Origin of the sequence: Dechloromonas hankyongensis, assembly GCF_022012295.1 — a bacterium.
Classification (GTDB): Bacteria; Pseudomonadota; Gammaproteobacteria; order Burkholderiales; family Rhodocyclaceae; genus Azonexus; species Azonexus hankyongensis.
The window spans coordinates 866199-877444 of the sequence record NZ_JAKLTN010000002.1 but is presented as its reverse complement, the minus strand read 5'-3'; the positions used below and the strand labels follow the sequence as shown (position 1 = coordinate 877444).

At 62.2% G+C, this 11246-nt stretch carries 13 protein-coding genes; 9 read left to right on the top strand and 4 right to left on the bottom strand.

Annotated features, from left to right (window positions below; all coding sequences use genetic code 11):
• Positions 1 to 26 precede the first annotated feature (26 nt).
• From LZ012_RS12760 to LZ012_RS12730, 7 genes are read left to right on the top strand one after another with little or no spacing between them, the layout of a single operon-like run.
• Positions 27 to 497 (top strand): OmpH/Skp family outer membrane protein, encoded by a 471-nt coding sequence (locus tag LZ012_RS12760; RefSeq protein ID WP_275711193.1) that lies wholly within the window; start codon positions 27 to 29, stop codon positions 495 to 497.
• Positions 497 to 1540: a UDP-3-O-(3-hydroxymyristoyl)glucosamine N-acyltransferase gene (gene lpxD, locus LZ012_RS12755; protein WP_275711192.1), complete on the top strand. Its 1044-nt coding sequence runs from the start codon at positions 497 to 499 to the stop codon at positions 1538 to 1540. Before LZ012_RS12760 ends, lpxD begins: the two co-directional genes overlap by 1 nt.
• Positions 1541 to 1543: 3 nt before the next feature.
• Positions 1544 to 1978: a 3-hydroxyacyl-ACP dehydratase FabZ gene (gene fabZ / locus LZ012_RS12750; RefSeq protein ID WP_275711191.1), complete on the top strand. Its 435-nt coding sequence runs from the start codon at positions 1544 to 1546 to the stop codon at positions 1976 to 1978.
• 1 nt (position 1979) lies between these two features.
• Complete coding sequence (gene lpxA, locus LZ012_RS12745) at positions 1980 to 2750, top strand: acyl-ACP--UDP-N-acetylglucosamine O-acyltransferase (protein WP_275711190.1); 771 nt, start codon at positions 1980 to 1982, stop codon at positions 2748 to 2750.
• A 1-nt stretch (position 2751) separates the two neighbouring features.
• Positions 2752 to 3900: a lipid-A-disaccharide synthase gene (lpxB, locus tag LZ012_RS12740; protein ID WP_275711189.1), complete on the top strand. Its 1149-nt coding sequence runs from the start codon at positions 2752 to 2754 to the stop codon at positions 3898 to 3900.
• On the top strand, positions 3888 to 4478 hold the full coding sequence (gene rnhB / locus LZ012_RS12735) for a ribonuclease HII (protein ID WP_275711188.1): 591 nt from the start codon (positions 3888 to 3890) through the stop codon (positions 4476 to 4478). The genes lpxB and rnhB overlap by 13 nt, the downstream gene beginning before the upstream one ends.
• Positions 4475 to 5245: a TrmH family RNA methyltransferase gene (locus LZ012_RS12730; RefSeq protein WP_275711187.1), complete on the top strand. Its 771-nt coding sequence runs from the start codon at positions 4475 to 4477 to the stop codon at positions 5243 to 5245. Before rnhB ends, LZ012_RS12730 begins: the two co-directional genes overlap by 4 nt.
• Before the next feature lie 28 nt (positions 5246 to 5273).
• On the opposite strand, the gene LZ012_RS12725 is transcribed toward LZ012_RS12730, so the two are convergent.
• Positions 5274 to 6023, bottom strand: a complete 750-nt coding sequence (locus LZ012_RS12725) for a hypothetical protein (RefSeq protein WP_275711186.1) — start codon at positions 6021 to 6023, stop codon at positions 5274 to 5276.
• A gap of 228 nt (positions 6024 to 6251) precedes the next feature.
• On the opposite strand from LZ012_RS12725, the gene LZ012_RS12720 reads away from it, so the two are divergent.
• Both LZ012_RS12720 and LZ012_RS12715 read left to right on the top strand, forming a co-directional pair.
• Complete coding sequence (locus LZ012_RS12720; protein WP_275711185.1) at positions 6252 to 6629, top strand: hypothetical protein; 378 nt, start codon at positions 6252 to 6254, stop codon at positions 6627 to 6629.
• A 32-nt stretch (positions 6630 to 6661) separates the two neighbouring features.
• A complete protein-coding gene (locus LZ012_RS12715) occupies positions 6662 to 7000 on the top strand; it encodes a hypothetical protein (RefSeq protein WP_275711184.1) in 339 nt (112 codons plus the stop codon).
• Positions 7001 to 7133: 133 nt separating this feature from the next.
• Here LZ012_RS12715 and ppsR read toward each other — a convergent pair whose 3' ends face one another.
• Genes ppsR through LZ012_RS12700 form a run of 3 tightly spaced genes read right to left on the bottom strand, consistent with a single transcriptional unit; the run spans position 7134 to position 11170 of the window.
• Positions 7134 to 7952, bottom strand: a complete 819-nt coding sequence (gene ppsR / locus LZ012_RS12710; RefSeq protein WP_275711183.1) for a posphoenolpyruvate synthetase regulatory kinase/phosphorylase PpsR — start codon at positions 7950 to 7952, stop codon at positions 7134 to 7136.
• Between the two features lie 9 nt (positions 7953 to 7961).
• Positions 7962 to 10724 (bottom strand): phosphoenolpyruvate carboxylase, encoded by a 2763-nt coding sequence (gene ppc, locus LZ012_RS12705; RefSeq protein ID WP_275711182.1) that lies wholly within the window; start codon positions 10722 to 10724, stop codon positions 7962 to 7964.
• Positions 10724 to 11170 carry a universal stress protein gene (locus LZ012_RS12700; RefSeq protein WP_275711181.1) on the bottom strand — a complete coding sequence of 149 codons (447 nt, stop codon included), beginning with the start codon at positions 11168 to 11170 and terminating at the stop codon, positions 10724 to 10726. Before LZ012_RS12700 ends, ppc begins: the two co-directional genes overlap by 1 nt.
• Positions 11171 to 11246 lie beyond the last annotated feature (76 nt).

Sequence of the window (11246 nt, the reverse complement as noted above, 5' to 3'; positions counted from 1 at the left end):
TTAAATCCGTTGTCCTGGCATCCCTGATGTCTGTATTGGTCGTGACGGGCGCCTACGCCGCCGAACTTAAAGTGGGTTATGTGAACACGCAGCGTATCTTCCGCGATGCACCGGCTGCACAGAAGGCTGCCAAGAAGCTGGAAGGCGAATTTGCCAAGCGCGATCAGGACCTGCAGCGCATGGCCAAGCAACTGCAGGGCTTGCAGGAAAACCTGGAAAAGAATTCGGTGACCATGGCCGAAAGCGAACGCCGTTCGAAGGAAAAGGAATTCGGCGAACTGTCGCGTGAATTCCAGCGCCGCCAGCGCGAGTTCCGCGAAGATCTGAACCTGCGCCAGAACGAAGAAAATGCTGCGGTGATCGAGAAGGCCAACAAGGCCATCAAGCAGATCGCCGAGGCCGACAAGTTCGACCTGATCCTGCAGGACGTGGTCTGGGTCAGCCCGCGTCTGGACATCACGGAGCGCGTCATCAAGGCCCTGTCGGAAGCCAAGTAATGGGCTTGAACGGAATCTCGTTCACGCTTGCCGAGATCGCCGCCCAGTTGGGCGGCGATGTGCTTGGAGATGGGCAAATTCGCATCGGGCAGGTGGCGACGCTGGCATCGGCCGGCGAAGGGCAGATCGCTTTTCTCGCCAATCGCAAATACCGCAATCAATTGCAGACCACCCGGGCGTCGGCGGTCATCGTTTCGCCGGAGTTTGCGGAAGGGTTTGCCGGAGCGCGGATCGTTACCGCGAACCCCTATGCCTATTACGCTCGCCTCGCGGCGCTGCTCAATCAGGCGATGAAGGCCAATCCCGGGGTGCATCCTTCAGCGGTGTGCGAGTCTCCGGTCCCTGCCTCGGCATCCATCGGGCCCCATGCCTGCATCGGCAAGAATGTTGTGCTGGGCGAGAACGTCACCATCCAGGCGGGTTGCGTGCTGGGTGATGGGGTGGTGGTCGGGGACGATAGCCTCCTTTATCCGAATGTGACTATCTACCACGGTTGCCGGGTCGGCAAGCGGGCGATTGTCCATTCCGGGGTAGTCCTGGGGGCTGACGGTTTCGGTTTTGCTCCTGATGGCAAGGAATGGGTCAAGATTCCCCAGGTTGGCGCAGTGGTGGTTGGCGATGACGTTGAAATCGGTGCCAATACGACGATCGACCGTGGGGCGATGGACGATACGGTCATCGGCGACGGCTGCAAAATAGATAATCTTGTCATGATTGGCCACAACTGTAATATCGGTCCCTATTCGGTAATTGCCGGATGCGCCGGGGTGGCGGGTAGTACGACCCTTGGCGAGCATTGCATCCTGGGCGGGGCGACCATGATCAGCGGCCATCTGTCGCTGGCGCCGAATACGACCATTTCCGGGGCCAGCACGGTTATGCGCAGTATCGTCGAACCGAACGGCGTATACGCCAGCGTCTTTCCGCTCGATACCTACGAGCACTGGATGCGCAACGCATCGCATATTCGCCGCTTGTCGAAGCTGGCGGACCGCGTTGCCGAGTTGGAAAAAGCACTTAAACAAAAAGAGATAGAGGGTTGATAAATGGATATCCATGAAATTCTTGAGTACTTGCCGCATCGTTACCCCTTCCTGCTGATCGATCGCGTGGTGGAAGTCGTGCCGGGCAAGTCCATTCATGCCTACAAGAACGTCACCATTAACGAACCCTTTTTCGTCGGCCATTTTCCGCATCATCCGGTCATGCCTGGCGTCCTGATCATGGAAGCGCTGGCCCAGGCGGCGGGCATCCTGTCGTTCAAGACTGAAGACAAGAAGCCGACGCAGAGCGATGTGTTCTATTTTGCCGGCATCGACGATGCCCGCTTCAAGCGTCCGGTAATGCCGGGCGACCAGCTGCATCTGCATGTCGAAATCGAGCGCCAGATGCGCGGCGTCTGGAAATTCAAGGGCGAAGCCCGTGTCGATGGCCAACTTGCGGCCGAAGCGCGTCTGATGTGCGCCAAGCGGGATCTGTAACATGATCCATCCGACTGCCATTGTCGATCCGGGCGCCCGGATCGGTGCCAACGTCGAGATCGGACCGTATTCGATCATCGGCCCGCATGTCGAGATCGGCGACAACACGGTCATCGGTCCGCATACCGTGATTCGCGGCCATACCCGGATCGGTCGCGACAACCGCATCTTCCAGTTCTGCTCGCTCGGCGAAGTGCCGCAGGACAAGAAATACGCCGGCGAGCCGACACGCCTGGAAATCGGCGACCGCAACACCATCCGCGAATTCTGTACCTTCAATCTGGGTACCGTTCAGGACCGGGGCGTCACCTCGATTGGCGACGACAACTGGATCATGGCCTACGTCCATATCGCCCATGACTGCGACGTCGGCAACAAGGTGACCTTCGCCAACAATGCCTCGCTGGCCGGCCACGTCGTGGTCGACGACTGGGCGATTCTCGGTGGTTTTACCGGGGTGCACCAGTTCTGCCGCATCGGAGCGCACGTCATGACGGCGGTCAGTACCGTCATCCTGCAGGATGTGCCACCTTATCTGATGGCTGCCGGCAACACCGCACAACCTTATGGCATCAACGTCGAAGGCCTTAAGCGACGCGGTTTCAACGCCGAGGCGATCACCTCGCTGAAGCGCGCCTACCGCACCCTGTACAAATCCGGGCTGCTGCTCGAAGAGGCGAAGGCCAAGCTGGTCGAAGACGCCAAGACGCAGCCGGATGTCCAGCGTTTCGTCGATTTCCTCGAGGTCTCGAAGCGCGGCATCATTCGCTGACATGGGTAACGCCGTCCGTATCGCCGTGGTGGCGGGAGAGGCCTCCGGGGATCTCCTGGCCAGCCACCTGATCGCCGCCCTGAAGGCGCATCTGCCCGATGCCGTTTTCTATGGCATCGGCGGGCCGAAAATGCAGGCGCAGGGCTTCGATACCTGGTGGCCGATGGAAAAGCTGTCGGTCATGGGGTATTGGGATGCCCTGAAGCATTACCGGGAAATCGCCGGCATTCGCCGCCAGTTGAAGAAGCGCCTGCTCGAACTGCGGCCGGACATCTTCATCGGCGTCGATGCGCCGGATTTCAATCTGGGGCTGGAAACCGACCTCAAGGCAGCCGGCATCCGTACCATCCATTACGTCAGTCCGTCGATCTGGGCCTGGCGTGGCGGGCGCATCAAGAAAATCGCCCGCGCCGTGAATCGCGTGCTGGCCCTGTTCCCGATGGAGCCGCCGCTCTACGAAAAGGAGCGGATTCCGGTGACCTACGTCGGTCATCCGCTGGCCGATATCATTCCGCTGGAAACCAGCAAGACTGCCGTCCGCGAAAAGCTGTCGCTGCCCAAGGACTATCCGATCTTTGCCATGTTGCCGGGCAGCCGCCGCGGCGAACTGGAAATGATGGCCGATACCTTCGTTCAGGCGGCCAAGCTCATTCGCGAGCATCATCTGCCGCAAGCCATCTTTGTCGTGCCCTTGGCGACGCGCGAAACCCGGCTGCAGTTCGAAGCCGCCATCTATCGCCAGCAGGCCGGCGACGTGCCGTTCCGCCTGCTCTTCGGCCACGCCCAGGATGCCCTCGGCGCGGCCGATGTATCGCTGGTTGCCAGCGGTACGGCGACCCTGGAAGCGGCGCTGATCAAGCGACCGATGGTCATCACCTACAAGATCGCCAAGTTCTCGTACTGGCTGATGAAGCGCATGGCCTATCTGCCCTACGTCGGCCTGCCCAATGTTCTGGCCGGCCGCTTCGTCGTACCGGAGATCCTGCAGGAAGAGGCGACGCCGGAGAATCTGGCCGAAGCGCTGGTCAAGCTCTATGCAGACAAGGAAAACGCCGAGGCGGTCGAGGAGGCATTTACCGATATCCACCTGCAGTTGCGCCAGAACACGGCCGACAAGGCGGCGCGGGCCGTTATCGAATGCCTGAACTGATCGTCCCGGTAGGCCTCGTCTGCGGTATCGACGAGGCCGGGCGCGGCCCGCTGGCCGGGCCGGTGGTGGCAGCGGCAGTCATTCTCGATCCGGCGCGCCCCATCGCCGGCTTGAACGATTCCAAGAAGCTGAGCGAAAAGAAGCGCGACGCACTGGCCGTGGCGATCCGCGAAAACGCGCTGGCCTGGTGCGTGGCCGAGGCGACGGTCGAGGAAATCGACCGCCTCAACATCTTGCACGCCACGATGCTGGCTATGCAGCGCGCGGTGGCCGGCCTGTCGGTTCGTCCGGAGAGTGCGCTGGTCGATGGCAACCGTTGCCCACGCCTCGACATTCCGGCCGAGGCCGTAGTCCAGGGCGACGGCAAGATCGCTTCGATCGCAGCGGCATCCATCCTGGCCAAGACGGTGCGCGATGCCGGCATGCTGGTCCTGCACGAGCAATATCCGCAATATGGCTTCGACCGCCACATGGGCTATCCTACCGCCGCCCATTTCGCCGCCCTCGACGAGCATGGCGCCTCGCCCGTGCATCGCACCAGCTTCGCCCCGGTCGCCCGGCAGCTGTCCCTGCTATGAAACTGATCCAGTCGCGCGACAACGCCTTCTTCAAGCAGCTCAAGAAGCTTGCGGAATCAGGCCGCGAGCGGCGCAAGGCGGGGCAGACACTGCTTGACGGGGTGCATCTCGTCCAGTCTTTCGAAGCGGCTTTCGGCCGCCTGGAAACGCTGGTCGTGGCCGAATCGGCCTTGGCCGGTGGCGAAGTGGCCGATTACGTGGCCGGGCGGGAAACGGTGATCCTTGCCGATGCCCTGATGCGCGATCTCGGCCTAGTCGATACGCCGAGCGGCCTGCTGGCCGTCGCCCCGATGCCGGACGCCAGCCAGAGCCTGCACCTCGATCAGGATGCCATTCTGCTCGATGGAGTCCAGGACCCGGGCAATCTCGGCACCTTGCTGCGCACGGCTGCGGCAGCAGGCATTCGCCAGGCCCTGCTGTCGCCCGCCTGTGCCGCAGCCTGGTCGCCGAAAGTGCTGCGTGCCGGGCAGGGCGCGCATTTTGCGCTGAGCATCCACGAAGATGTCGATCTGCCGGCCGTGATGGCAGAATACAAGGGTACGACGGCAGTTACCTGCCTCGATGGCGCCACTTCCCTCTTTGATGCCCGGTGGTCGGGTCCGGTGGCCTGGGTGTTTGGCGCCGAAGGGCTGGGGGTGCGCCGCGAATTGATCGAGGCAGCCACGCTGCGCATTCGGATTCCGATGCCGGGTAGCGTCGAGTCGCTGAATGTCGCCGCCGCGGCGGCGGTTTGCCTGTTCGAGGCAGTGCGCCGGCGGCTGGCCTAATCCGGCGTTGCCGCGTTCGTCCGTTTCTCTAGAAGCGCAGCCCGAGCGACAAGCGGGACTGGTTCTCGGTCGAGAAATTCACCTTGTGGTCTCGTGCCAGGCGAAGAAACGCGTCCCGATAGTCGTAGGTGACCGACAGGCCGTGGCCGGAAACCTTGGGGTCGTCGGCACTTTCCCGCCCGTGTTTCTCGGACAAATCGAGCGTGAGGCGCTGCTTTTCGGCCAATTGCGTACGGGCGACCAGGTGGTTGACCACTTGCTCGGTATGCAGTCGATTGTCCTTGACCGTATAGAGCGATAGATTGGTGCCCGGAATCAGCCGGGCACCGACACCATAAACGACGGAATCGTTGGGGTCGAAATTCAGGTTGTAGTAATCCCGGGCGTTGGTCCGGCCATAGCCGAGCAAGGCGTAGACCGTGGTGCCGATTTCCAGATTGACCGCGGCTCCGGCGAAGCCGTGGGTGGCCAGTTGCAGCGACGGGACGAGCTTGGCGTAGTCGGTTTCGAAAGTGAATTCGTAGCCGGTCCGCGTCTGCTCGAATTCCGAATCGCGCCGGTAATAGCCGAGCCAGAGCGCATGCGGGCCGTTGTTGGCGCGCAGGTTGATGTCGCTGGCGGCAGGTTGATGGGTTGTCGCGTAATAGGAGGGCGTCAGTTTGAAGGACCACGCCTCGCTGGCAGCATCAACGCCTTCGGCAGTGCCCGGGCGCGAGGCATCGGCCAATGCCAGGGCAGGCAGCAGTGACAGGAGCAGAAAAATACTTTTCGACAGCATGGGGCATCATACCAAGTCATTTTGCCGGCGACGAAAGTCCAATTTTGCGTGCTCTTCGTCAGGAAAATGACAGGTAGCTGCGGATAATCTGATAACGCAAACTTGCAATTGAGTTTGTCTCTTCTAGAACTTTCTTTGCCCCACGATGACTAGTTCCTTGTGGGGTTTTTCTTTTTGTATCGCCAGTTCAAAGAAGAATTGCATTAGTGTCAGGAAAGAGGATCGAACATGAAAATCAAAGTTTCCCTGTGTGTGATGCTGGTTGTGCTGGGGCTGTCGGGATGCGTCGTGGCGCCGGCGCCAGTGGCCCATCGTCCCTACTATGCCGAACCGGTCATCGTTGCTCCGCCGCCACCGCGGGTTGAATACTATGGGGCACCGCCCGTAGTTGGCCAGGTCTGGATTGGTGGATTCTGGAACTGGACCGGCAATCGCCACGAATGGGTTCCCGGCCATTGGGACGCTCCGCGGCCGGGATATAACTGGACTCCCCATCGCTGGGAACAGCGTGGCGATCGCTGGCAACTGCAGGGCGGCCGCTGGGAAGAAAACCGTGAGCGCCACGAACATCGTGACCACGAGCGTGAGCGGCGCGACTGGCGCTGAGCGAAGCACCGCTTTGACCTTCAGGAGAGCTTATGGCCGGTTTTGACCACTACGCGCAGGACAGCTCGGAAATCGAAGCCGAAATGATCCGCAAAGGTGTCGTTCTCGGTATCGACTGGTCCGATCAAGCGGCGCTCCGGATGTTGGCGAAAGAAGCACTGGATCACCTTTCCCGGGATGTGAGCATCGCCGCGACGGCACCTGTCGATTACAAGCTGATGGCGAAAGTCGATCTGTTCGGGCTGGCCGGCCTGATGCTGAAGACCATGACCAAGAGCGCCGACCAGGGCATCGAAAGCCATGGCGGTCCGGCGTGGAAAGCCTTTGCGCAGGCCCTGTGGGCGGAAAAGGAATTGCGCAGCAAGTCATGAGCAAGGTCGGGGAGCGGGCGGGCAACAGTCAATCGCCTTGCCGGCAGAGGGGTAAAGGGCGATGTCCGTTCCGGAAACACAAAAACAAACGGCGCATATTGCATGCGCCGTTTGTTTTTTCCGGTAATGCGGATTACCGCAATTTGAGTTCCTGCAGGATGGTCGTCGAGATTTCCTCGATCGATTTGGTGGAAGAGTCGAGCCAGCGGATGCCTTCGCGGCGCATCATCTTCTCGGCTTCGGCGACTTCGAAGCGGCAGTTGGCCAGTGAGGCATAGCGGCTGCCGGCACGGCGTTCCTCGCGGATTTGCGCCAGGCGTTCGGGCTGGATGGTCAGGCCGAACAGCTTGCTGCGATGCTTTTCCAGCGTGCCGGGCAGGCGGCCGCGGTCGAAGTCTTCCGGGATGAGCGGGAAGTTGGCTGCCTTCAGACCGAACTGCATGGCCAGGTAGAGCGAGGTCGGCGTCTTGCCGCAGCGCGAGACGGCAACCAGGATGACGTCGGCTTCTTCCAGGTCGCGGTCGGTGATGCCGTCGTCGTGGGCTAGCGTGTAGTTGATCGACTCGATGCGGTTCTTGTACTCGGAGCTTTCGGCCGACCCGTGCGAGCGGCCGACCGTGTGGTTGGATTTCCGGCCGAGCTCGCCTTCCAGCGGCGCGAGGAACGTCTCGAAGTACGAAAGGCAGAAGGCATCAGCCTGATGGACAATCTCTGCCAGTTCCGGATTGACCAGCGTGGTGAACACGATGGGGCGCATGCCGTCGGTTTCGCCTTGGTGGTTGATGCGGGCGACTGCCTCCTGTGCCTTTTCGATATTGTCGAGGAAGGGGATGCGGATCTGCTTGAATTCGACGTCTTCGAACTGGGTCAGCAGGCTGTGGCCGAGGGCTTCCACGGTCAGGCCGGTGCCGTCCGAGACGAAGAACACGGTGCGTTTGAGTGTCATGGGCATCCGTCGATTTTAACCGCTGTTCCTCAAACCCGAAGCGATGCCGTTGATGGCCAGGTGGATTCCGCGGGCGACGCGCTCGTCGGTGTCACCGGCCCGGTGCCGCTTGAGCAGCTCGACTTGCAGGTGATTCAGCGGGTCCATGTACGGGGCGCGCAGCTTGAGCGAATTGCGCAGCATGGCATTGTCGGCAAGCAGTTCGTCCTGTTCCTCGATGGCCAGCAGGTGCTTGCGGGTCAGTTCCCATTCCGCCGTGATGCGGCTGAAGATGCGCTCGCGCAGGTCGGCGTCGCTGACCAGTTCGGCATAGCGCGAGGCGATGGCGAGATCGGTTTTGGCCAGCACCATGTCCATGTTGGAGAGCAGCGTGCGGAAGAAAGGCCAGGATTTGAGCATGCGGCGCAGGGTAGCCAGGCCATCCGGGTTGTTGGCCAGGTAGCCGTCGACCGCCGAGCCGAAACCGTACCAGCCGGGAAGCATCAGGCGGCACTGTGCCCAGGAGAACACCCAGGGAATGGCGCGCAGGTCTTCGATGCGATCTGAGGCCTTGCGCGACGCCGGGCGGCTGCCGATGTTGAGCGAGGCGATTTCGGAAACGACGGTCGATTGCCGGAAATAGGTGGTGAAGCCCGGCGTTTCGTAGACCAGGCCGCGATAGGCGTTGAAGGCGCGTTGCGACAGTTCGTCCATCACGGCATGGAAAGGCTGGGCCGGTTCGATCTGGTTCTCGTGGTCGGTCAGGCTGGCCTCCAGCGTGGCGGCGAGCAGGACTTCCAGGTTGCGGCGGCCGGTGTCCGGGTTGCCGTACTTGGTCGAGATCACTTCGCCCTGTTCGGTCAGGCGGATCTGGCCGGACACGGCGCCGGCCGGCTGGGCCAGGATGGCGTGATAGGACGGGCCGCCGCCGCGGCCGACCGAGCCGCCGCGACCGTGGAACAGCCGCAGGCGGACGCCGTGCTGCTGGAAGACGCGGGTCAGCTCGATCTCGGCCTTGTACAGTTCCCAGCCCGAGGTCAGGAAGCCGCCATCCTTGTTGGAATCGGAGTAGCCGAGCATGACTTCGTGCTCGTTGCCGCGGCCGGCAATCAGTTCGCGGTAGGCCGGCAGCTGGAAGATGCCGTTCATGGTGACGGCGCTCTTCTGCAAGTCCTCGATGGTCTCGAACAGCGGGATGATGTTGACGTCGAGGCGCGGCTTCTCGCCGGGCAGCAGCAGGCCGGATTCCTTGAGCAGCAGCGCCAGTTCGAGCAGGTCGGAGACGCCGTCGGTCTTCGAGATGATGCAGTTGGGTAGCGCGGCGGCGCCGTACTTGCCGCGCAGGTCGTGGGCGGCGAAGAAGATGTTCAGTTCGCCGCAGGTTTCCTCGCTGTAGTCGATGTACGGCGAGTAGAGCGGGCGCGGCGTGGCGATTTCCTCGATCAGCAGCTGGATGCGCTGGGCTTCGGGCAGCGCCTCGTAGTCCGGGCAACGGCCGGCCTTGGCCAGCAGTTCGGCCACCGAGCGGGCGTGCACGTCGGAATTCTGGCGCAGATCGATCGGGGCCAGATGGAAGCCGAAGACCTGCACGGCGCGGCGCAGGCGGCGCAGGCGGCCGCCGGCCAGCGCGGCGCTGCCGTTGAGTTTCAAGGAATTGGTCAGCACCTTGAGGTCGTTGCGCAGGGCATCCGGCGTGGCGTAGGGTTCGGCGCTGCCGATTTCGTGGCGGACCGGCTCGATGCCATCCAGGAAGCGGGCAGTGGCGGCCAGGCGGGCATAGATCCCGGACAGGGCACGACGATACGGCTCATCCACGCGTTGCGGCGAATGGTCGGTCGAGTGCTCGGCGAGGGCGAGCAGTTCGGGCGTGACCTTGATCAGCAGGTCGGAGAGCGGCAGCTCGCCGCCCAGCTCATGCACTTCTTCCAGGTAGTGGTTGAGCGTGGCGGCCGATTGCAGGCGCAGCGCCTCGCGCAGGATTTCGGCGGTGACGAAGGGGTTGCCGTCACGGTCGCCGCCGATCCAGGAACCGACGCGGAAGAAGGGCGGCAGGGCCCAGATCTTCTCCGGATAGCGCTTCTGCAACTGCTGGGTGGCCTGGATGTAGAGGCGCGGCAATTCGGTGAAGAAGGTTTCCTTGAAGTAGGTGATGCCGTTCTTCACCTCGTCGATGACCTTGAGCCGGACCGGGCGCAGCATGCGCGACTGCCACAGGGTGAGGATGGAGTTGGCCAGGGCGAGGTCGTTGTCGGCCTCCTCGTCCGGCGTCATCTGCAGGCGCTCGCGCTGGTCGAGCAGGCGGGCGACGTCGCGATGGTTGCGGATCAGGCTCTGGCGCTGCACTTCGGTCGGGTGGGCAGTGAGCACCGGGGCGACCAGGGCGTGGGCGAAGAAGTCGGCGATGGTGTCGGGCGACACGTCGGCACCGGCCAGGGCGTCGAGGGCGTGCACCAGGCTGCCTTCACGCGGCGGCGAGCCGGCGAAGTCGTGGGCGCGGCGGCGGCGGATGTGGTGCTCGTCCTCGGCGATGTTGGCCAGTTGCAGGAAGTAGCTGAAGGCGCGGACGACGGCTTGCGTGGTCTCGCGCGGCAGCGGGTCGAGCAGGGCGGCCAGTTCGGCGCGGGCCGCGGGATCGTTGTCGCGGGCGAAGCGCACCGCGGTCTGGCGGACACGCTCGACAATGTCAAAAACCGTTTCGCCTTCCTGTTCCCGGACGGTGTCGCCCAGAATGCGACCGAGCAGGCGGATGTCATTGCGGAGCGGTTCTTCCTTTTGGGTGTCGAGCGTGTTGTGATGCATTAGTGTTTCCTGACGAGAAGTACGGAGGCGTTGGAGATTTTAGCCAGTTGTTCGGCGACCGAGCCAAGGAGCAGCGTGGCGAGGCCGCGCTGGCCATGACGGCCGATGACGATCAGATCGACCGCGAGTTCCTTGGCCTTGTCGGCAATGGTTTCGGAGACGCGGCGTTTTTGCGCTTCCAGCAGGACAGCTTCTACTTCCATCCCGCCGACATCCTGCAGTGCATTGTCGAGCAGTGCCTGCCCGGCGCGACGAAGATTGGTGACAGCCACATCGGCGCCACCCATATCGAGCATCGCATGGCCGTGCATGCTGAGGAGAACTTCATCGACCACATGGACGATATAAAGTTTCGCCTGACTGGTCCTGGCGATGTGCTTTGCTTCTGCCAGTGCGCAACGCGAAGTTTCGCTATCGTCGATGGCGACCAAAATGTTCTGGTACATGGCGTGCTCCTGTGAATGATGTTTAACGGCGTAAAGGTAGCAAGACGCTACCTTCGACGCAGTTAGGGAAATCCTC